The 20,301-nt window shown below is 61.2% G+C and carries 23 protein-coding genes, 1 tRNA gene and 1 riboswitch; of the genes, 12 read left to right on the top strand and 12 right to left on the bottom strand.

The features are described from left to right. The first annotated feature begins 3 nt into the window (after window positions 1–3). Together PMI03_RS17305 and PMI03_RS17300 are read left to right on the top strand one after the other, a co-directional pair. A complete protein-coding gene (locus tag PMI03_RS17305; protein WP_007695628.1) occupies window positions 4–504 on the top strand; it encodes an Rrf2 family transcriptional regulator in 501 nt (166 codons plus the stop codon). A gap of 23 nt (window positions 505–527) precedes the next feature. Beyond that, entirely contained in the window at window positions 528–989 is a 462-nt protein-coding gene (locus PMI03_RS17300; protein WP_007695626.1) for a carboxymuconolactone decarboxylase family protein, read from the top strand. Window positions 990–1,362: 373 nt separating this feature from the next. Here the strand turns inward: PMI03_RS17300 and PMI03_RS17295 are convergent, their stop codons facing one another. Next, a complete protein-coding gene (locus PMI03_RS17295; RefSeq protein WP_007695624.1) occupies window positions 1,363–2,403 on the bottom strand; it encodes a glutamine synthetase beta-grasp domain-containing protein in 1,041 nt (346 codons plus the stop codon). Window positions 2,404–2,844: 441 nt separating this feature from the next. Between PMI03_RS17295 and PMI03_RS17290 the strand changes: the two genes are divergently transcribed. Next, window positions 2,845–3,036 (top strand): DUF2735 domain-containing protein, encoded by a 192-nt coding sequence (locus PMI03_RS17290; protein ID WP_007695622.1) that lies wholly within the window; start codon window positions 2,845–2,847, stop codon window positions 3,034–3,036. Between the two features lie 12 nt (window positions 3,037–3,048). On the opposite strand, the gene PMI03_RS17285 is transcribed toward PMI03_RS17290, so the two are convergent. Both PMI03_RS17285 and PMI03_RS17280 read right to left on the bottom strand, forming a co-directional pair. Next, window positions 3,049–3,684, bottom strand: a complete 636-nt coding sequence (locus PMI03_RS17285) for a YitT family protein (RefSeq protein ID WP_007695620.1) — start codon at window positions 3,682–3,684, stop codon at window positions 3,049–3,051. 105 nt (window positions 3,685–3,789) lie between these two features. Beyond that, complete coding sequence (locus tag PMI03_RS17280) at window positions 3,790–4,734, bottom strand: class I SAM-dependent methyltransferase (RefSeq protein ID WP_007695619.1); 945 nt, start codon at window positions 4,732–4,734, stop codon at window positions 3,790–3,792. A 167-nt stretch (window positions 4,735–4,901) separates the two neighbouring features. Here PMI03_RS17280 and PMI03_RS17275 point away from each other — a divergent pair, with 167 nt between their 5' ends. Genes PMI03_RS17275 through PMI03_RS17265 form a run of 3 tightly spaced genes read left to right on the top strand, consistent with a single transcriptional unit; the run spans window position 4,902 to window position 7,040 of the window. Next, window positions 4,902–5,168 (top strand): DUF6460 domain-containing protein, encoded by a 267-nt coding sequence (locus PMI03_RS17275; protein WP_007695617.1) that lies wholly within the window; start codon window positions 4,902–4,904, stop codon window positions 5,166–5,168. A gap of 1 nt (window position 5,169) precedes the next feature. Beyond that, complete coding sequence (locus tag PMI03_RS17270; RefSeq protein WP_007695614.1) at window positions 5,170–5,673, top strand: CAP domain-containing protein; 504 nt, start codon at window positions 5,170–5,172, stop codon at window positions 5,671–5,673. Window positions 5,674–5,690: 17 nt separating this feature from the next. Beyond that, the gene (locus tag PMI03_RS17265) at window positions 5,691–7,040 is read left to right on the top strand and encodes an MATE family efflux transporter (RefSeq protein ID WP_007695612.1); all 1,350 of its coding nucleotides are present in this window, start codon (window positions 5,691–5,693) and stop codon (window positions 7,038–7,040) included. On the opposite strand, the gene PMI03_RS17260 is transcribed toward PMI03_RS17265, so the two are convergent. Further along, window positions 7,016–8,104, bottom strand: coding sequence for a quinone-dependent dihydroorotate dehydrogenase (locus tag PMI03_RS17260; RefSeq protein WP_007695610.1), 1,089 nt, complete (start codon window positions 8,102–8,104; stop codon window positions 7,016–7,018). The two genes, PMI03_RS17265 and PMI03_RS17260, sit on opposite strands and share 25 nt — an antisense overlap. Beyond that, window positions 8,101–8,457 carry a DUF952 domain-containing protein gene (locus PMI03_RS17255; RefSeq protein ID WP_012650919.1) on the bottom strand — a complete coding sequence of 119 codons (357 nt, stop codon included), beginning with the start codon at window positions 8,455–8,457 and terminating at the stop codon, window positions 8,101–8,103. The genes PMI03_RS17260 and PMI03_RS17255 overlap by 4 nt, the downstream gene beginning before the upstream one ends. 106 nt (window positions 8,458–8,563) lie before the next feature. On the opposite strand from PMI03_RS17255, the gene PMI03_RS17250 reads away from it, so the two are divergent. The 4 genes from PMI03_RS17250 to PMI03_RS17235 all read left to right on the top strand — a co-directional run bounded on the left by PMI03_RS17250 (window position 8,564) and on the right by PMI03_RS17235 (window position 11,495). Further along, window positions 8,564–8,992, top strand: a complete 429-nt coding sequence (locus PMI03_RS17250) for a hypothetical protein (protein WP_007695606.1) — start codon at window positions 8,564–8,566, stop codon at window positions 8,990–8,992. Between the two features lie 138 nt (window positions 8,993–9,130). Further along, window positions 9,131–9,796: a helix-turn-helix transcriptional regulator gene (locus PMI03_RS17245; protein ID WP_007695604.1), complete on the top strand. Its 666-nt coding sequence runs from the start codon at window positions 9,131–9,133 to the stop codon at window positions 9,794–9,796. Window positions 9,797–9,811: 15 nt separating this feature from the next. Then, a complete protein-coding gene (locus PMI03_RS17240; protein WP_007695602.1) occupies window positions 9,812–10,999 on the top strand; it encodes a thermonuclease family protein in 1,188 nt (395 codons plus the stop codon). An 82-nt stretch (window positions 11,000–11,081) separates the two neighbouring features. Then, complete coding sequence (locus PMI03_RS17235) at window positions 11,082–11,495, top strand: tellurite resistance TerB family protein (RefSeq protein ID WP_007695601.1); 414 nt, start codon at window positions 11,082–11,084, stop codon at window positions 11,493–11,495. A gap of 9 nt (window positions 11,496–11,504) precedes the next feature. Here PMI03_RS17235 and PMI03_RS17230 read toward each other — a convergent pair whose 3' ends face one another. The 4 genes from PMI03_RS17230 to PMI03_RS17215 all read right to left on the bottom strand — a co-directional run bounded on the left by PMI03_RS17230 (window position 11,505) and on the right by PMI03_RS17215 (window position 14,510). After that, window positions 11,505–12,320: a transporter substrate-binding domain-containing protein gene (locus PMI03_RS17230; RefSeq protein WP_007695589.1), complete on the bottom strand. Its 816-nt coding sequence runs from the start codon at window positions 12,318–12,320 to the stop codon at window positions 11,505–11,507. A 212-nt stretch (window positions 12,321–12,532) separates the two neighbouring features. Next, window positions 12,533–13,120, bottom strand: a complete 588-nt coding sequence (locus PMI03_RS17225) for an acyltransferase (RefSeq protein ID WP_007695587.1) — start codon at window positions 13,118–13,120, stop codon at window positions 12,533–12,535. Between the two features lie 166 nt (window positions 13,121–13,286). Next, window positions 13,287–13,360, bottom strand: a tRNA-Gly gene (locus PMI03_RS17220). A gap of 58 nt (window positions 13,361–13,418) precedes the next feature. After that, window positions 13,419–14,510, bottom strand: coding sequence for a 2'-deoxycytidine 5'-triphosphate deaminase (locus tag PMI03_RS17215; protein WP_007695584.1), 1,092 nt, complete (start codon window positions 14,508–14,510; stop codon window positions 13,419–13,421). Between the two features lie 75 nt (window positions 14,511–14,585). Then, window positions 14,586–14,664, top strand: a riboswitch (SAM riboswitch). A 44-nt stretch (window positions 14,665–14,708) separates the two neighbouring features. Here PMI03_RS17215 and PMI03_RS17210 point away from each other — a divergent pair. Then, the gene (locus PMI03_RS17210; protein WP_007695582.1) at window positions 14,709–15,893 is read left to right on the top strand and encodes an O-succinylhomoserine sulfhydrylase; all 1,185 of its coding nucleotides are present in this window, start codon (window positions 14,709–14,711) and stop codon (window positions 15,891–15,893) included. A gap of 321 nt (window positions 15,894–16,214) precedes the next feature. Further along, a complete protein-coding gene (apaG, locus tag PMI03_RS17205) occupies window positions 16,215–16,607 on the top strand; it encodes a Co2+/Mg2+ efflux protein ApaG (protein ID WP_007695580.1) in 393 nt (130 codons plus the stop codon). Window positions 16,608–16,613: 6 nt separating this feature from the next. Here the strand turns inward: apaG and PMI03_RS17200 are convergent, their stop codons facing one another. The 3 genes from PMI03_RS17200 to PMI03_RS17190 form a co-directional block, all read right to left on the bottom strand. Further along, complete coding sequence (locus PMI03_RS17200; protein ID WP_007695578.1) at window positions 16,614–17,603, bottom strand: Hsp33 family molecular chaperone; 990 nt, start codon at window positions 17,601–17,603, stop codon at window positions 16,614–16,616. Window positions 17,604–17,652: 49 nt separating this feature from the next. After that, entirely contained in the window at window positions 17,653–18,570 is a 918-nt protein-coding gene (gene argF / locus PMI03_RS17195; RefSeq protein ID WP_007695576.1) for an ornithine carbamoyltransferase, read from the bottom strand. Window positions 18,571–18,695: 125 nt separating this feature from the next. Then, window positions 18,696–19,895, bottom strand: a complete 1,200-nt coding sequence (locus tag PMI03_RS17190; protein ID WP_007695574.1) for an aspartate aminotransferase family protein — start codon at window positions 19,893–19,895, stop codon at window positions 18,696–18,698. Window positions 19,896–20,301: the final 406 nt, after the last annotated feature.

Below are 20,301 nucleotides of genomic sequence, written 5' to 3'. Positions count from 1 at the left end.
CCAATGAAACTCGGCGAGGGCGTAGAGCAAGCCATACACAGCGTTGCAGTGCTGGCCGGACTGTCCGAAGGCGGTGTGCTTTCGGCGGCGGCGATTGCCGAGTTTCATGGTGTGTCGGTGAGCTATCTCCTGAAGCATCTGCAGGCGCTTTCCGGTGCCGGCATTCTCGACACCGTGCCCGGCCCCAAAGGCGGCTACCGGCTGGCACGACTGCCGAAGGACATCAGCCTGCTCGATATCGTGCTGGCGGTCGAAGGGCCGGCGCCCGCCTTTCGCTGTGCCGAGATCCGCCAGCGCGGGCCGAACCCGCTGCCGGGCAAATATTTCACGAAACCCTGCGGCATCAGCGCGGCGATGCTGGCCGCCGAAAGGGTCTACCGCGCCGAACTGGCGAAAACCGCCATCGCCGACATTTTGGCCGACCTCGCCGAAAGCGACGACGGCTCCATCGCGGCAAGAGGCTGCGCCTTCCTTGCCCTCAATGAACGCAGAACCAACCGATAGATCGAAAACCCAAGGAGAGAACCATGCAAGCTCGTTTCAATTTCGCAAAAGCATCGCCCGAAGCCTACAAGGCCGTTGCCGCCCTCGAGAACTATGTCCAGACCTCGGGCCTGGAACGCCGCTTCATCCACCTGATCAAGCTGCGCGCCTCGCAGATCAATGGCTGCGCCTATTGCGTCGACATGCATGTCAAGGAATCCCGCCACGACGGTCTGAGCGAGCAATGGATCAACCTGATGTGCGTCTGGCGAGAATCGCCGGTTTATGACGCCCGCGAACGCGCCCTGCTCGGCTGGGTTGATGCGGTGACGAAGATTGCCGAAACCGGCGCGCCGGATGCGGATTTCGAGGTGCTGAAGCAGCATTTCAGCGAGGAGGAGATCGTCAAGATCACCGTGGCGATCGGCACGATCAACGTCTGGAACCGGCTCGCCGTAGGTTTCCGCTCGCAGCATCCGATCGATGCGGCAAGCAAGGCGGCCTGAAGGCCTTCTTTCCGGTAAGCTCTCGGCTCGTTGTGTGTCTCCGCGTCCTCCTGAACTCCGTCATCCTCGGGCTTGACCCGAGGATCCAGGCACAGGCGCGTCAGCACGGCAAAAATGTAGCCGGCGAGCGTTGGCGAGAGTGCATCTTTTGAACGCTGCACCCGAAAACCTCTCGTATAGCCCGCAGCTTGGGCGTGGATCCTCGGGTCAAGCCCGAGGATGACGGAGTTTTGGGGGTGGCGGCATGAAGCAGACGAGAGTCTGGGCGATAGTCGCCATTGATGGCCTCAGAGCGAGCCCTAAATTAAAAAGGCGCGGGACCGAAATCCCGCGCCTTTTTTAGCTATCCGGATAAGCCGGCGACTGAAAACACTTAGGCTGCAGCCGAAGCGAAGCCTTCCGTCGGGACTTCCGAGATGGTCTTCAGAACCTGCGAAGCGATCTGGTAGGGGTCGCCCTGCGAGTTCGGACGACGATCTTCGAGGTAGCCCTTGTAGTCGTTCTTGACGAAGGAATGCGGAACGCGGATCGAAGCACCGCGGTCGGCAACGCCGTAGCTGAACTTGTTCCACGGAGCCGTTTCGTGCTTGCCGGTCAGACGCTTGTCGTTGTCCGGGCCGTAGACAGCGATGTGAGCGTCGAGGTTCTTGTCGAACTGAGCCATCAACGCTTCGAAATAGGCCTTGCCGCCAACTTCGCGCATGAACTTGGTCGAGAAGTTGCAGTGCATGCCCGAGCCGTTCCAGTCGGTGTCGCCGAGCGGCTTGCAATGGAACTCGATGTCGATGCCGTACTTTTCCGTCAGGCGCTGCAGCAGGTAGCGAGCCATCCAGATCTGGTCGGCGGCGCGCTTGGAGCCCTTGCCGAAAATCTGGAATTCCCACTGGCCCTTGGCCACTTCGGCGTTGATGCCTTCGTGGTTGATGCCGGCTTCGAGGCAAAGGTCAAGATGCTCTTCGACGATTTCGCGGGCAACGTCACCAACATTGCTGTAGCCGACGCCGGTGTAGTACGGACCCTGCGGAGCCGGGTAACCAGCTTCCGGGAAGCCGAGCGGACGGCCGTCCTTGTAGAAGAAGTATTCCTGCTCGAAGCCGAACCATGCGTCTTCATCGTCAAGGATGGTCGCGCGGCTGTTGGACGGATGCGGCGTAACGCCATCCGGCATCATGACTTCGCACATGACGAGTGCGCCGTTAGTGCGGGCCGGGTCCGGGTAAATGGCAACAGGCTTCAGCACGCAATCCGAGCTGCGGCCTTCGGCCTGCAGCGTCGACGAACCGTCGAAGCCCCAGAGCGGGAGCTGCTCGAGCGTCGGGAAATCGTTGAATTCCTTGATCTGCGTCTTGCCACGCAGGTTCGGTACTGGGGTGTACCCGTCGAGCCAGATATACTCGAGCTTAAATTTAGTCATTACGCACCTCATAGAGTTAATCAGGCGAAGCAGAAAAATTAGAAGGCGCGCCCGCCCAAAAACTTTCACTACAAACGGCTGACCAACACCATGCATGTGACATGCCAGATTCTGCTGGCGCGGCGCTCAATTCGAGAAAACGTGCAGTTCCGAGTCATATCGGGCCGACTTTCGACTGCTATGCGTCTGATTTTCTCAAAATCCTGAGCTATTTGCGGGCAAATCACTGACAACTTGTCGCAGCGCACCAGATTCGAAGCAGCGCAGCAATTCATCATCCAAACGCCGTGATTTACCGGCTCAAAACATCAAAATTGCCTATAATTTCAACCTTTTGCATTTTTTTTATGCAAACACCTGAAAAATGGGCTCCAACTCTGCTATATATAAGCTGTCTCTTGAAGCGCACCCGCTTGAGCATCAAAAGGGAGAGACATCGTAATGGCCATCAGTCCACTGCATGAAACGGCAAAGATTTTTCAGTTTCCCATCAAGGCCCGGACCATTCCCGCTGGTCAGCGTAGCCATGTGAACCTTAATCCGGACATTGGCCCGCGCGTCGCCGTGGTCGATTTCGATAGCTGGTATCACGAAGCCGCCATCGCGGACTCCGACACAACCCGCAAACAATAAGCCCACGCCGCCCTAAAAGGCGATGTAGCGATCCGACCGATGGTTGATCGCGACGAAGAGATTGAGCGCGACTGCGCCCAGCACCGAGCAGATGACCACGAACGGCGTGGTCACCGTAAAGGCGACTGCGAGCACGCACATGTCGACCGCAAGCTGGACAAGTCCGGCACGTATCCCGAAACGTTCCTGAAGATAGATGCCCAATATGCCGACGCCGCCCAGGCTGGCGCGGTGGCGATAGAGTGCGAGCAGCCCGAAGCCGAGCAGGACGCCGCCAAGCAGCGCCGACCAGAAGGCGTTGATATGGGCGATTTCGAACAGTTGCGGCTGCAGGTTCGTCAGCAGCGAGGTCAGCGCGATGGCGATGAAGGTCTTGATGGTGAAGGCGCGGCCAAGCTGCTTCCAGGACAGATAGAAGAACGGCAGGTTGACGACGAAGAAGGCCACGCCGAAATTCACGCCGATCGCGTAATGCAGCAGAAAGGCGATGCCCGCCGTGCTGCCCGTCAAGAGGCCGGCGCTCGACAGGCAAAATAGCCCGAGCGACGATATCAGGCTGCCGGACAATATCCCCTGGATATCCTCGACCAGCGAATGCCGCGTAGCGGAGGTGTTCCAGACGCCAAAAGCGCTCTTCAGGCTCGCCATGATACTTTCCCTTTGTTTTCGGGATTCTGCCAAAAAACGGAAACGACAATCAAGCGGAATATGTAAGGAATGCTGACCTATTTAAACTTTGCAAGATTCGATCCGTCAGGCGGTTTTCCGCGTAACGAACAGAATGCCATGCACCGGTTTTCCGCCATCCATGCGAATGACGCTGCGGGCCAGATTGTGGACGACAAAGCCATGGTCGGCCAGAAGCGCCCTGACATAGGCTTCCGAATGGGCGAAACGCAGCGAATCCCGCAAGAGATAGCCTTCCGCCTCCTGCGCATCCTCGACTGAAAAAGCAAAAACGGCTTCGGGAGCGGCCAGCTCCGCGACGATCGCCATGACGCCCTGGAGATTGCCGAGATACATCAGCACGTCGGCGGCGGTGATTAGGTCCGCGCGGGCCGGCACAAGCCCGTTATCGAACACGCCGGACAGGGATGGCGCCAGCGACAGGTCAGCCTGACCGAGATGGTCGTAGACGCCCTTTTCCGCTGCCTTGGTAAGCATGCCCTTCGACAGATCGAACCCCTCCAGCCGATCGACCCGCGCGCGGATTTCCGGGCCGAAGAGGCCAGTACCGCAACCGAGATCGACAGCAAGATAGAAGCGCGCCGGGATGTCGGCTGTGTCGGCGATCAGCGCCGCGAGCTTTTGCGGTACCGTGTAGCCAAGCTTCTCGACCAGCGATGTCTCGAACCGGTCGGCATAATCGTCAAACAGCCGCTCGACATAGCGGCTCGGCGGTTGTTCGGGCAACTCGGCAGCGCCCAGAACGGCAAGCTTCAGCCGCGCGCCGAAGACATCGCCTTCATCGAGCGTCAAAACCTCGTTCAGCGCCGCGACGGCGCCCTCAACATTGCCCGCCTTTTCGCGATAGATCGCGAGATTGAACCAGCCGGCGGCCCAGGACGGCGCCAGCTCCAGCGCCTGTTCCATCAGCTCGGCAGCGCTGGCCGGTTCGCCGCTTTCGGCAAGCATCTTCGCATAGTCGGCGCGACGGTCGGCAATGACGTCGCCGGAGGAAAGCTGGCTCGGCAGCATGATCAGGGTCCTGTTTGACCTCCGCCTTTGGACGTGGCCACAAAAAAACTCAAGTCCTATTTCAGGCAGGCACCTGTTTCAGGTGAGCGCTGCGGCAAAAGAGCTTGCGAGTCACGGGTCGCAGCCCTATCTCAGGACCGCTCTACAGGCATTATGGAGACGTCAGCATGTCCGATCAGATGAACAAGTTCCTCGGCGACTCGCCCGGCCGCACGCTGGTGAAGCTTATCATCGTGTCGCTGATCGTCGGCTTCACGATGAAGTTTTTCGGTTGGCGTCCGCTCGACTTCCTTTATGGCGTCCGCCGCTTCCTGCTGGATCTCTGGCACAGCGGCTTTGCAGCGCTCGGCGAGTTCGGCGATTACCTGGTGCTTGGCGCCACGCTCGTCATTCCACTCTTCATCCTCCTGCGCCTCTTCAATTACCGTCGTTGATATGATCTCCCCAAACACGTCTTTCGCGCGGCGCCATGCACTGCGTCTCACCGGCCTTGCGCTCGCCGCCATCGTCACGAGCTGCGCGACGGCGCCGAGCCATCTCTCCAACATACCGGCCAGCGACCAGACCGCCTCCGCGCTGCCGCTCGTCAATGCCCTGCGCGCCAAGAACGGACTACCGCCGTTGCAGATCGATACCGCCGCCAGCTCGGCAGCGATTTACCAGGCCAGGCGCATGGCGGATGCCGGCAAGATGGAGCATCTGATCGGCATCGGCGATAATTTCGGCACGCGCGTCAAATCAAGCGGCGTTAAGCTGCCGGCCGCCGAGAATATCGCCGAGGGACAGAAGAGTGTAGACGCCGCAGTAACCGCCTGGATCAACTCTCCGAAGCATTTGCACAACATGCTCGGCAAATATGATGGTCTTGGCGTCGCTCTCGCCTATACCCCCTCTTCCGGCGGCAGGCCTTATTGGTCCATGGTGCTCTCCTCGAACTGAGGAGAGGCCGACCGGAGATGGATCAACAAGCACGCGGCGGCAAAGTCCTGCCCTTTGACGTGACGCACCGGCTGGTGCTGTCCATCGCCCTTCCGATGACGCTCGGCTTCATCACGACACCATTGCTCGGCATTGTCGGCACCGCTGTCGTCGGGCAACTCGGCCAGCCGGACGCGTTGGCGGGCCTGGCGATCGGCGCCATGCTCTTCGATCTTATCTTCTCGAGCTTCAACTTCCTGCGTGCTTCGACCACCGGCCTCACGGCGCAGGCCTATGGCCGCCACGACCGGCACGAGCAGCAGGCGATTTTCTGGCGGGCGCTGCTCTCGGCGCTTGCATGCGGCATCCTGATCGTCCTGTTGTCGCCCGTCCTGCTCTGGCTCGGTATCAAGCTGATGGGGCCGGAGGGCGGCGTTGCCGAGGCGACACGCACCTATTTCTCGATCCGCATGCTGGCCGGCCCGATGGCACTCGCCAACTACGCCATTCTCGGTTTCGTGCTCGGGCGCGGCCAGGGCCGCATCGGCCTGCTGCTGCAGACGGTGATCAACGGCGTCAACATCGTCCTCGCCCTGGTGCTCGGCCTCTGGCTTAGCTGGGGTGTAGCAGGCGTTGCCTGGGGCACGCTGATCGGCGAGGCGGCCGGCACGCTTACTGGCCTTGCCATCGTACTCAAAAGCTTCTCGGGCGAGCCACGGCCCAGCCGCGCCGAGCTACTGTCGCCGGCCAAGCTCAAACAGCTCTTCGCGCTCAACCGCGATATCCTTATCCGCACCTTCGTGCTGCTCGGCGCCTTCACGCTGATGACCCGCATCGGCAACAGCTTTGGCGCGGTGACGCTTGCCGCCAATGCGGTGGTGATGAACTTCCTGTTGCTGTCCGCCTATTATCTTGACGGGCTCGCGAATGCCGCAGAGCAGATCACCGGGCGCTCGATCGGTGCCAACTATCGCCCCGCCTTCGAGCGCGGGCTGAAGCTGACCGGTCTCTGGTCCTTCGGACTGGCCCTTGCCGCCGCCCTGTTCTTCTTTGCGGCCGGCCCGGCGCTGATCCGCCTGCTAACCACGTCCGAAGACGTGCGCGCTGCCGCCGGAGCCTACCTGCCCTGGGCCGCCATATCTGGGCTGACGGGTGCGCTCGCCTTCCTGATGGACGGCGTGTACATCGGTGCCACCTGGTCGAGCGCGATGCGCAACCGCATGCTGCTATCCTTTGCCGGCTATCTGATTACCCTTGCTATCCTCGTGCCGACGCTGCGCAATCACGGCCTGTGGATGGCGATCAACGCCTTCCTGCTGTTCCGTGGCCTTCTCCTGATCATTGGTCTGAAAAAGCGGGTCGATCAGACCTTCCGGTCCGCCCAGTAATCGAGCCTGCTGTCACGCAACTCGCGGATCGAGGCGACGCGCTCGCGGTCGAGCAGTTTCGACAGGCCGGCAACGACGCGACCCGGCAGGCCCGGCCCCTCATAGACCATGCAGGAATAGAGCTGCACCAGATCGGCGCCCGCCCTGATCTTCTCCAGAGCGGTCTCCGCCGAGGAAACGCCACCGACGCCGATGATCGGCAGGGCGGCACCAACGCGGCGGCGCATCTTGGCAAGCACGACCGTTGACCTTTCGAACACCGGCTTGCCGGAGAGGCCGCCGGCTTCCTTCGCCTGCACCTGATCCTTCAACCCGTCGCGCGAAAGCGTGGTGTTGGAAACGATCAGCCCGTCGAGCGCATGCGCCAAAACTTCGGCCGCGATGTCGTCCATGCCCTCTTCGGTCAGGTCCGGTGCGATCTTCAGGAAGACCGGGATCTTCTTGCCAGCCTTGGCGGCTTCGTCGTCGCGCGCGGCAAGCACGGCCGAAAGCAGTGCCGACAGGCTTTCGCGTGCCTGCAGGTCGCGCAGGCCCGGCGTGTTGGGCGAGGAGATATTCGCGGTGAAATAGCGCGCCACGGAATAGAAGCGGCGGATGCCGGCGACATAATCGGCGATACGGTCGGCGCTATCCTTGTTGGCGCCGATATTGACGCCGATAATGCCATTCCCGCGGATCGGCTGGAGGCGCCGGAGTGCGGCTTCGTGGCCTTCATTGTTGAAGCCGAGGCGGTTGATGACGCCTTCATCCTCGACCAGGCGGAAGATGCGCGGACGCGGATTGCCGGGTTGCGGCTTCGGGGTCACCGTGCCGATCTCGGTAAAGCCGAAGCCGAGCTTCAAAAGCGCCTCGGGTACTTCGGCATTCTTGTCATAACCGGCGGCCATGCCGAGCGGATTGGCAAAATCCAGCCCGGCCACGATCTGACGCAAGCGGGGATCGTTGCTCACCCGGCATGTAGGCACTAGGCCAGACTTCAGAGCGGCAATCGACATGCCATGCGCCGTTTCCGGATCGAGAAGGAAGAGGCCACGCCGGCCAAGGTCTCGAAAAGAGCCGATCATTCTGAGATCTCCGGAAAGACATGTGCGCCATCGGGGCCAAGCGGCAGCGGCTTTGCCCAGAGCACGGCCGAAAGCGGCAGCGGCGCATAAAGATGCGGGAAGAGAGCACCGCCGCGCGAAGGTTCGAATACCAGCCTGTCGCCGAGCGCATCGCCGTCGATCGCTACCAGCAGCAGGCCTTGCTGGCCGGCAAAGTATCGCGCCGCCGTCTCTTTCGATTGCTTCGCCGTCGACAAATGGATGAAACCGTCGGTCAGGTCGATCGATGCGCCATGAAAAACGCCGGTTTGTCTGGCTTGCTGCCAGAGCGTATCCGGCACGATCTTGTAAACCACTGGCATAGCGGTCATCATCCCCGTGTAAACATGTCCTGATAGGGCTTTGCACGAAAACCGACGCCGATGTCCACGGTTTCCGTGGTGGATTTAGGGTTTTAACGCAGAAAATCCGGAGGATGACATGACGAAGGAAATCGTAACGGGCCTCACAGCCCTGCTCCTGCCCGCCACTCTTCTTCTTAGCGTACCAAGCCAGGCGGCCGAGCCGGACGCAACACGCTTCCAACTCGAGCGCAGCGGCGATCATTTCATCCGCCTCGACAAGCAGACGGGCGCGATGTCGATCTGCCAGGATCAAAGCGGCAATCTCGTCTGCCGTATGGCCGCAGACGAACGCGCCGCCTATGACGACGAACTCGACCGCCTATCCGACCGCGTCACCAAGCTGGAAAAGACCGCGAGCGCCGGCGGTGGATCGACCCTGCCCAGCGACGCTGATGTCGACCGCACGCTCGGCATCATGCAGAAATTCATGCGCGGCTTCATGGGCATGGCCAAGGAGTTCCAGAACGAGGAACCCGACAACAAGGCGCTGCCGCAGAAAACCTGACGCCTTGGGAACCAGGAGCGAAAGCAAGGGGATTAAAGGACCTTATTCCTACCCCGCCCTTTACTCGCAAAAAAGCCTCGGTTAACCTTTCCTTAAAGGTCAAACGCCGGATATCCGGCTTCCGGGTGCTGAGCGGCGATGCTGTCACATGAGCAGATATGGAGCGCGATCGACAAACTTGCCGAACGCTATGCCTTGACGCCATCGGGCCTTGCCCGGCGCGCCGGCCTCGATCCCACCTCCTTCAACAAGTCGAAGCGGCTGGGCCAGGACGGACGTCTGCGCTGGCCATCGACGGAATCGATCGCCAAGGTGTTGGGCGCGACCGGGGCCAGTATGGAGCAGTTTCTCGGCATCCTGCGTCCAGTGGAGAGAGGCGATGGCAATGCGGATCATGCCTCTTCACCACCCGCAAGCTCCATTCCGCTGCTTGGTTTCGCGCAAGCCGGCTCAGGCGGCTTTTTCGACGATGGCGGCTTTCCGGCCGGCCAGGGCTGGGACATGGTGGAGTTTCCCGCAGCACCAGGACAGAAGGGCGGCGTCTATGCGCTCGAGGTTCAGGGCGAAAGCATGCTGCCGCTCTATCGCGACGGCGACGTGCTGATCGTCGAGCCGGGCGCGCAGATCCGACGCAGCGACCGCGTGGTGGTCAAGACCCGCGAGGGCGAAGTCATGGCCAAGGTGCTGCTGCGGCAGAGCGCAAAGTCGATCGAACTGCTGTCGCTCAACCCAGAACATCCCAATCGCAGCTTCGATCTTGCGGATGTGGAATGGATCGCCCGGATCATCTGGGCCAGCCAATAGGAAAGTTTTCCCGCTATGCGTCGTAATGTTTGGCTTGCAGGTGTGGCAGGTGTCGTGGTCGGTTCATGGCTGACTTTGGTTGCGGTGCAGGTGAACGAACATGGTTTCCATCTGCCGGGTCGCGCAGCGAGCAAGGCCGAAGCTGAAAACCACTCGGCCACAGCGGCTGCGCCGATCGAGGTAGCGCAAGCCGATGTCGCGCCGGCGCAGACGCTTACCGATACAGCACCCAAAAAGACGTTGCCGATAACAGCCGGCACCGTCATTGCGGCAGCGACTGTCATGGCAGATAGCGCCACGGCGCAGACAACGGTCCCGGCCGCCACGAAGAGCGAGCCGCCCGCCGCAACCTTGACATCCGCGCCTGCCGTGGCGCCGGTCGTGGCAGCCGAAGATACCGCTAAAGACGCGGTCATAGTGCCGGCCGATCAAGACAAATCGTCCACAGCGAAGCCAGCGATGGAGTTGCAAGGCACATCGCCCGCCCAGCTAACACAGTCGGAAACGGCGCCGGCAACCGCACCAGAGGCTCAGCCTGCCCCAAAGAATACGACCGATGCCGACGGGACTAAGACCGAAGCGCCCGAGATAAAGAAGGCTGAACCGGAGCAGGCGGCACCGTTCCCCGCACCCGCCGACCAGGCCGACAGGGCAGCGGCGGCTGCAGCCCGCCGGACCGTGCCCATGACGCCATCCACTCAGCAGGCGTCGCCCGGCGACAGCCAGACGCCAAGCGACGACCAGAAGCAAGCTGGGGGGACGGAGCCCGTGGAGCTGGTGCGGCCGTCTTCCGACCGCGCCGGCATGCTGACCGTCGGCAACAGGAGCGTGCAGCTTTCCGGCATCATACCGACCGATATCGGCCGGATGTGCGCCGGGTCTGATGGCAAGAGCTGGCCGTGCGGGACAGCGGCACGTACCGCGTTCCGCATGTATCTGCGCGGCCGGATCATCGATTGCGACCTGCCGAGCGCGACCTGGCAGGGCACGATGACGGGACACTGCCGCTATGTTCGCATCGACCTTAGCGAATGGCTCGTCCGTTTCGGTTGGGCCGAGCCGGAGGCCGGATCGCCGCTGGAGGCCGCTGCGGAACAGGCGAAGCAACAGAAGCGCGGCATCTATGGCGACGACCCGCGCAAGGGCCGGAAATCGACGCTCGCGCCGGCTCCGGCCAAGGAAGATCCGCTTAATCCGATCTGACGCCACGCTTCCGCCACCGGCTCTTGTCATGAGAGACATGACTTTCTAGTCTGCCGCCAGTTTCAAAGGATTTTGTTTCGTTATGAATAAGCCGCTTTCCGCCCAAGAGGCCCTGATCTACGTCATGGTCATGGCATCCGCTGTCGACCGGACGATGAACGACCGCGAAATGACCCGGATCGGTGAACTCATCCATGCCCTGCCGGTCTTCAAGGGCTTCGATGACGAAAAGCTGATCGATGTTTCGCGCGACTGCGCCAGGCTTCTGGCCGGCAGCGAAGGGCTCGACATCGTGCTGGAAACCGTGCGCGACACCCTGCCACCACGGCTCTACGACACCGCCTATGCACTTGCCGTCGAGGTCGCTTCCGCCGACTTGTCGGTCAAGGCCGAGGAGCTGCGCCTGCTGAGCTTGCTGCGCGACCGCCTCGATCTCGGCAAGCTGACCTGCGCCGCCATCGAGCGCAGCGCCATTGCCCGTTACCGCAAGGGCTGAAAAGCCCGCTCAATACAATCCGTAAGGAAAATAGCGCAGATAGATTTCCTGCAGCCGGCCGTTGCGCGACAGGGTCGCCAGGGCATGGTTGATCGCGGCCGTCAGATCGGCATCCTGCTCGCGCAGCATGATGGTCATGCCTTCGCCGAGGAATTGCTGCGAGAGGTAGGGGCCGTCGAACAAGGCGCAGCACTTTTCCGCCGACGGCGACGACACCCAAAAAGAAAGCTGCAATCCGTCGGCAAAGCCGGCATCGACCTTACCGTCCTTCACGGCCGCCAGAAGCGCGTCCTTGTCGTCGAATGGCACCAGCTTGATCGCCGGGAAGAAGGCTGCCAGCATCGCCTCATGCGTTGTGCCCTTGACCACCCCTACCGAATGGCCGGCAAGGGCTGCCGCCGTCCGACCATCAATCGGCGCCTTGAGATTGCGCACGAAGCGAGCGGGCAACATCAGGAAGGGGCGCGAGAAGGCGAAACTCTTGCGTAGCTCCGGCGTCACCGCGACGCCGGCGATCACCGCATCCCCCTGCGACGCCGAAAGCGCGCCCTGCAATTCCTCGAAGGGCAGCGCCTGGATCTGGCACTTGTCCGATATGCCGAGCTCGTCGCAGATTTCGCGGGCGAGATCGACATGGAAGCCTGAGAGCTTGCCGTTCTGATCGGCGAAATTGAAGGGCGGGAAGTCGACGGAGGTCAGGAAGCGTAGCCTGACCAGAGTGGAAAGATCCGGCTTCGGCAGCCGTTCGCGCGCATCGAAGAGAACCGGCAGGCCGGACGGCGGCGCCTGCTGCGCGACGACAGGCATAGCGCAGGAGGCAGCCATCAACACTGCGCCTGTCAAGGATCTCGCCACGGATATCAACGACGAAAGACAAACGCGCATGACGATGACTAAGCCTCCTGTCAGGTGGTCAGCTTCCTGATTTCAGGATCGGTGTAACAGAGTCATGCCGAAGGGGGAATATCGCGCCGAGCCACGAACCGGAAACTCCCGGTCCGGCATAGCAACATGATCGAGCGCAAAGGCAGCGTTGCCTAACGACCTGCTATCCGTTTTGGGGGCGGAAGCAGTTCGAGTTTTGCAGGCCTGACGTCGCCCTGGTCCCCTCGCCGCCTGACCAGTTTCGCGGGGGCGCCGACATAGATGCCGTAGGGCACGGTCTTTCCCTTGACGACGGCATTGGCGCCGATGACGCAGCCCTTGGCGATATGGGAGCCGCCGAGAATCTTCGCTCCGGCGCCGATCCAGACATCGTCCTCGATAACGACAGGCTTCTTGGTCACACCCTGCATGCGGATCGGCTGCGTGACATCATCGAAATTGTGATCGAACGACACGACCATGGCATGGGCGGCGATCCGCACATCATTGCCGATGGTGATGCCGCCGCGTCCGAGCAAAATCGCATAGTCGTTGAGGGAGACGTGATCCCCGATCTCGATGCTGCCACGCTGCGCATCGATGACGACACCTCTGCGGATAAAGGCCCTCGCGCCGATACTGACGCGGCCATCCTTCCAGATGATCGTCGTGCCGCGCGGCACCTTCGTACGGCGGGAAATCCGCAGCACGCCGCGCGTGAAGATCGCCTTCAGTCTGTAAAATGACGCAAAGCTAAGCATCTGGTCCGTTCCGGTTAGGGACGACTTTCTGTCATGCTTGTCTGTCAGCAGCCTGAACAAACAAAGGTTTTATTGCGGCAATGTCCGATACTGATGCGCGCGGCTCTGCTCAAGGAGTTGAAATCGGACGTTCCCTGCCTGGCATGAGCATGGAGCGAAGGAAAAGTGGAGCGGGTGAAGGGAATCGAACCCTCGTATTCAGCTTGGGAAGCTGCTGCTCTACCATTGAGCTACACCCGCCTGATATCCGGAGATGTCCAACAGTTGCCGGCCTCTGTCAAGGCCGGAAGCTGAGTGATCAAAGCCGGAAATGCTTCGACAGCTTTAGGCCTTGCGCCTGATAGTTCGAGCCGAGGCCGGAGCCGTAGAGGCTCGTGGGTTGCTCCAGCATGTGTTCATAGACCAGGCGGCCGACGATCTGGCCGTCTTCGAGGATAAAGGGCACTTCATGACTGCGCACCTCCAGCACGGCGCGGCTGCCGCGGCCGCCGGCGGGGGCATGGCCGAAGCCTGGGTCGAAGAAGCCGGCATAGTGGACGCGGAATTCACCGACCAAGGGATCGAAAGGCGTCATCTCGGCAGCATAGTGCGGCGGTACGTGCACGGCTTCGCGCGAAACGAGGATATAGAACTCGTCCGGATCGAGGATCAGCTCGGTGCGGCCACGGCTATAGAGCGGCTCCCAGAAATCGTAGATATCGTGCTGCGCCTTCTTGTCGACATCGACGACGGCGGTGTGGTGCTTGCCGCGATAGCCGATCAGGCCCTCCTTGTCGCCGGCAAGATCGATCGACAGCGCGATGCCGCCGCCATTGACGTTCGGCTGCTTGCTCGCGACCAGCGTTTCGTTGGCATGCAGCGCCATCAGTTCCGGCTCGTTCAGCAGTGCCTGGCCAACACGAAAACGGATCTGCGACAGGCGCGAGCCGCGGCGAACGACGATCGGGAAGGTGCGCGGGCTGATCTCCAGATAGAGCGGACCGGAATAGCCGGCCGGGATCTTGTCGAACTCCTGCGCCCGGTCGGTGATGACGCGGGTGAAGATGTCCAGGCGACCGGTCGAGCTTTTCGGATTGGCCGAGGCCGACATGTCGGCCGGCAGGTCGAGGCGCTCCATCAAGGGCACGATGTAGACGCAGCCGGTTTCCAGCACGGCACCTTCGGAAAGGTCGATCACATGCAGCTTCAGCCGATCGAGCTTGTCGGCGACGAGATGCGACGGGCCTGGCATGAAGCTGGCGCGGACGCGGAAAGCATGCGCGCCGAGGCGAAGGTCAAGGCTCGCCGGCTGGATCTGATCGTCGTCCAGTTCCCGTTCGCTCGTCAGCCGCCCCGCTTCGAAGAGCGTGGCAATGGCGCGATCGGCCAAAATTCCAGTGTTGCGAGCCATTCTGCCTTTTCCATAATTTGCCGCAGACAAAACCAAACTCAGGGAATTGACGCAAGCGGTCAACAGCAGTATTGCAACTTATCCCGTGGTGATTTGGCCGGTCGGCTTGCAGCCACGTTAAATAAGTGGCTAAAAAGACCGGGTTGAAAACCGGTCTGCAATTGCGGCCGGTTTTTTTGTTTTGAAAGTGGTGATGGCATGAGCAAGACTTGGCGCCCCGCAACCCAACTCGTTCACAGCGGAACGCTCCGCTCGCAATTCGGCGAAACATCCGAAGCGATCTATCTGACCCAGGGCTTCGTCTACGACACATCGGAAGCCGCCGAGGCGCGCTTCAAGGGCGAGACCGACGGGTTCATCTATGCCCGTTACGGCAGCCCGACCAATGACATGTTCGAAAAGCGCATGTGCGCGCTGGAAGGCGCGGAAGATGCTCGCGCCACGGCATCGGGCATGGCCGCCGTCACCGCCGCAATCCTTTGCCAGCTGACGGCCGGCGATCACATCGTTGCCGCCCGCGCGCTCTTCGGCTCCTGCCGCTGGGTCGTCGAGACGCTGGCGCCGAAATACGGCATCGAATGCACGCTGGTCGACGGCCGCTTCGCCGAGAACTGGGAAAAGGCCATCCGGCCGACAACCAAGGTCTTCTTCCTGGAAAGCCCGACCAATCCGACGCTGGAAGTGGTGGATATCGCCGCCGTTGCCAAGCTCGCCAACCAGATCGGCGCCAAGGTCGTGGTCGACAACGTCTTCGCGACGCCGCTCTTCCAGAAGCCTCTCGAACTCGGCGCCCATATCGTCGTCTATTCCGCCACTAAGCATATCGACGGCCAGGGCCGCTCGCTCGGTGGCGTCATTCTCTCCGACAAACAGTGGATCGACGAGAACCTGCAGGATTATTTCCGTCACACCGGCCCGGCCATGTCGCCGTTTACCGCCTGGACGTTGTTGAAGGGCATCGAGACGCTGCCGCTGCGCGTGGCGCAGCAGACGGCGAACGCCGCCAAGATCGCCGATTTCCTCGCCGAGCAGGGCAAGGTCGCCAAGGTGATCTATCCCGGCCGCAAGGACCACCCGCAGGCCGACATCATCGCAAAGCAGATGACCGGCGGCTCGACGCTGGTGGCCTTCGAGCTGAAGGGCGGCAAGGAAGCGGCCTTCAAGCTGCAGAACGCGCTGGAGATCGTCAGGATTTCCAACAATCTCGGCGACTCGAAGAGCCTGATCACCCATCCGGCCACCACCACGCACAAGAACCTCACCGACGAGGCTCGCGCCGAACTCGGCATTTCGCCGGGCACCGTGCGCTTCTCCGCCGGCATCGAGGATGGCGACGATCTGGTCGAGGATTTCGCCCGCGCGCTGGCGCAGGTTTCGGCCTGAGTTTTGTCATGCAAACCCGCCCGGATCTTGTTCGGGCGGGACGGCTCGCCTTGACAACAGGCGCGCCGGATAGCTTCAGCCAAGGCGATTGCCCCTTGGAACTAGCCTTAGTCCCTGAAAAGCCGTATGATTTACCCGCTATAGGGGTTTTCACCAATCCGTTCCTTGACGGGGCAGGTTGTGTATAGGATACCGCTAGATGTCCCGCTTTCGTGGGATCATGGAAAGCGGAGCAGATGCCCTAGACTTAAAATGCTGGAGCGTCCGGTGTGCGTTTATTGGAACGCACGACGTTTCGGAGTAATGACCAAGGTGTCAGGCATGTATCGCGCTCTAACACGGGATATCGAAGTCGTCGTCGAACCTTTTTATCTGGAGGAGCAATCCGACCCGGATGACGACCGCTATGTCTGGGGTTATCGCATTATCATTTCCAACCATTCCACCCTCAATGTCCGGCTGGTGACGCGCTATTGGCACATCACCGATCAGAACGGGCTGGTGGACGAGGTGACCGGGCCTGGCGTCGTCGGCGAGCAGCCGCGGCTTGGCCCCGGCGACACCTACGAATATTCGTCAGGCTGCCCGCTCGATACGCCATCGGGCATGATGTTCGGCCATTATCAGATGGAGACGGACGACGGGGAGCTCTTTCACGTCAAGATCCCCGCCTTTTCTCTCGATACGCCCAATCTGCTGCGGACGCTGAACTGAGCCCGATCAGGCGTCCCTTACCTCGGAGACTTCGAAGCGGTAGGTGGTCGAGCAGAACTCGCAGGTGACGGCGATTTCGCCATTCTCCTGGCTCACCTCGATTTCCTCGGCGGAAAAGCCCTGCAATACGCCCTTCAGCTTGTCGCGCGAACAGGTGCAACGGTCGAAGACTGCCTTCGGCTCATAGACGCGCACGCCACGCTCGTGGAAGAGACGGAACAGCAAACGTTCCGTTCCGACCTGCGGATCGGTCAGCTCGTCGGCATCGATCGTCTCGACCAGTGACCGGGCTTCCTCCCAGGCGTCGTCCTCGACATGATGACGCGGGTTGCTATCGCCATCACCGCCATGGAGATCCGGCTGGCGCATGCGCTCCAGTGCTTCCGGCAGGAACTGTGCGATCAACCCGCCCGCCCGCCAGCGATGGCGCGGCTTGCCGGCCTCGTCGCGGTCGAACAGTTCGGCAGCGCCCAGACGAACGCGGGTCGGGATCTGCTCCGACTGGCGGAAATAGGTCCCCGCGATCTCTTCGAGCGAGGCACCGTCGAGCGCCACGATACCCTGATAGGGCTGGCTGTAGCGACCCTGATCGATGGTGAAGGCGAGCACGCCCTTGCCGAGCAACTGTTCCGGCTCGGTCTCGCCGGCGGCCACGGCCTTTGCCAGCGCCTCTTCATCGAAGCGGGCATAGGCGCGGACATTTTCCGGCGTCGCGAAATCGGCGACCAGAAGATCGACCGGTCCGTCGCCCTTGGTCTGCACGGTGAACTTGCCCTCGAACTTCAGCGAGGTGCCGAGCAACACGGTCAGCACCACGGCCTCGGCCAACAGCCGGGCAACGGGGGCCGGATAATTGTGCCGGGCGAGAATTGTGTCCAGCAGAGGTCCGAGCTGCACGGCGCGGCCGCGCACATCAAGACCTTCGACCTGGAAGGGAACGACATGATCGTCGCCGGCAAAATCGAATTGACCCAGCGAGGCTGCACTTTCCGCCATTGCTTTACTCCTACTGCGCCCGCGGCATCAAACGCGCGGTTCTATATCCTCAGATCGCGCCCAGGCACCAAGCAAGAATCGACTTTTGCGCATGAAGGCGGTTTTCCGCCTCATCGAAAACAACGGATTGCGGACCATCGATCACTTCGTCCGTCACTTCCTCCCCGCGATGGGCGGGCAGGCAATGCATGAACAAGGCGTCCTTGCCGGCCTGTGCCATCAAAGCCTGATTGACCTGATAGGGCTGGAAGACGTTGTGACCGCGGGCCCGGTGTTCCTGATTCATGGAAACCCAGGTATCGGTTACCACGCAATCAACGCCAGCGACCGCACGGTCGGCATCATGCGAGAGCATGATTTCGGCGCCCTGATTACGGGCCCAGTTCAAATAGTGATCCTTTGGCTCGGAACCAAGGGGTACGGCCATGTTCATGCGGTAGTCGAAGCGTGCGGCCCCTTCGATCAGCGAATGCAGCACATTGTTGCCGTCGCCGGTCCAAGCAATCGTCTTGCCCTTGATCGGGCCGCGATGCTCCTCGAAGGTCATGATGTCGGCCATGATCTGGCAGGGGTGCGTGTCGTCGGTCAGCGCATTGATGACCGGCACGGTCGCGTGTTCGGCGAGCTCCAGCAGGCGCGAATGCTCCGTCGTGCGGATCATGATGGCGTCGACATAGCGCGACAGCACTTTCGCCGTATCGCCGATCGTCTCGGCGCGGCCGAGCTGCATCTCGGTGCCCGACAGGAACAGCGTCTCGCCGCCAAGCTGGCGCATGCCGACATCGAAGGAGACGCGGGTTCGGGTGGAGGGCTTCTCGAAGATCATCGCCAGCATCTTGCCGGCAAGCGGCTTGTCGGCCGTACCGGCCTTCAGCGCCCGCTTGCGCACGATGGCGTCGTCGATGATGCTGCGCAGATCGGCAGCAGCAACAGCCGAGAGATCGAGAAAGTGTTTCGGAGAAGCCATGTTCCTACCTGTACTCTAGAAAACAATAACGCCCGCGTGGGGCGCGCATAACCCCTTAAATCGGACCCGATTTAAGGGGTTATGCGCCATTCTAAGTGTTACTGCGCTGACAGCGGGCGCTGAATTCAAGCCGACTTCTTGATGCGAGCCGCACGCACGCTTTCGGCGGCGCGTTCGATGCGGGCAATACCTTCGCGCGCTTCCTCGGCGGTCACCACCAGCGGCGGCAGCAGACGGATGACGTTGTCGCCAGCCGGCACGCCCAGAAGATACTCGGCGCGGATCGCCTGCAACAGCTCCGCCTGCGGAATGGCGGCCTTGATGCCGAGCATCAGGCCCTCGCCGCGAATATCCTCGATGATATCGGGGAAACGATCCTGAAGCGAAGCAAGGCCCTGGCGGAAGACTAGGGCGATATCGCGCACATGATCGAGGAAACCGTCTGCCAGCACGATATCGAGCACGGCATTGCCGACTGCCATGGCGAGCGGATTGCCGCCATAGGTCGAGCCATGCGTACCGGCCTTCATGCCCGAAGCGGCTTCCGCCGTCGCAAGGCACGCGCCAAGCGGGAAGCCGCCGCCGATACCCTTGGCCACGGCCATGATGTCGGGCGTGACGCCGGACCATTCATGAGCAAAGAGCTTGCCGGTACGGCCGACGCCGCACTGGACCTCGTCAAGGATCAGAAGAAGGCCGTGCTCGTCGCAGATCTGGCGCAGGCCGCGCAGGAACTCGTTGGTCGCAGGCCGAATGCCGCCCTCGCCCTGCACGGGCTCGATGAGAATCCCGGCCGTCGCATCGGTAACGGCGGCGCGCACGGCATCGAGATCGCCGAAGGGTACCTGGTCGAAGCCCGGCGCCTTGGGGCCGAAACCTTCGAGATACTTTTCCTGGCCGCCGGCGGCGATCGTCGCGATCGTGCGGCCGTGGAAGGCGCCTTCAAAGGTGATGATATGGAACTTCTCGGGATGGCCCTTGGAGAACTGGTAGCGCCGCGCCGTCTTGATCGCACATTCCAGCGCCTCAGCGCCGGAATTGGTGAAGAACACCTTGTCGGCAAAGGTGGCTTCCGTCAGGCGCTTCGACAGCTTCTCCTGGCCCGGCACCTCATAAAGGTTCGACAGGTGCCAGACCTTGTCGGCCTGCGCCTTCAGTTCCGCGACCAGATGGGGATGTGCATGGCCAAGCGAATTCACTGCAACACCGGCGGCGAAATCGAGATAGCGCTCGCCTGTCTCCGTGAACAGCCATACGCCCTCTCCTCGCTCAAACCGCAGCGGGGCACGCATATAGGTGTCGTAAAGCGGCGCGGTTTCAGCCATGGCCCGTATCTCCTCGATCACAACCTTTAGGGCCAATCGTTTCCTTCAAGTGAAACGGGCCCGGAAAAATCAAAAATGCCGCCTTGCGGCGGCTGAGGCACTATTGATGTTTTGCACCGCAATGTCAACAAAACAGGCGATTTAGCAGGCGCGGCAGAGCATCTCGCGACGAGAGGTATGTCTTCAGTTGCTAATATTGCAAAAATGCCACGCTTGGACAAGCAAGTTGGGGAAAACCCCGAAATCGATTCCCCAGGAATCATGCGACTCTTGTCACGGAGTCAGCCTCACACTAGGTTAAACCTCAATTACTAGACTGCATGCGGCGGAACTAGTCACCACAATTTTTAAGCGTTTCGCGCCTCGCCCTAATGCGAGGCAATGGTGAAGGATTCTGCCATCGGAA

Source organism: Rhizobium sp. AP16 (assembly GCF_000281735.1).
GTDB lineage: Bacteria > Pseudomonadota > Alphaproteobacteria > Rhizobiales > Rhizobiaceae > Rhizobium > Rhizobium rhizogenes.
This window is presented reverse-complemented; position numbering and strand designations above follow the sequence as displayed.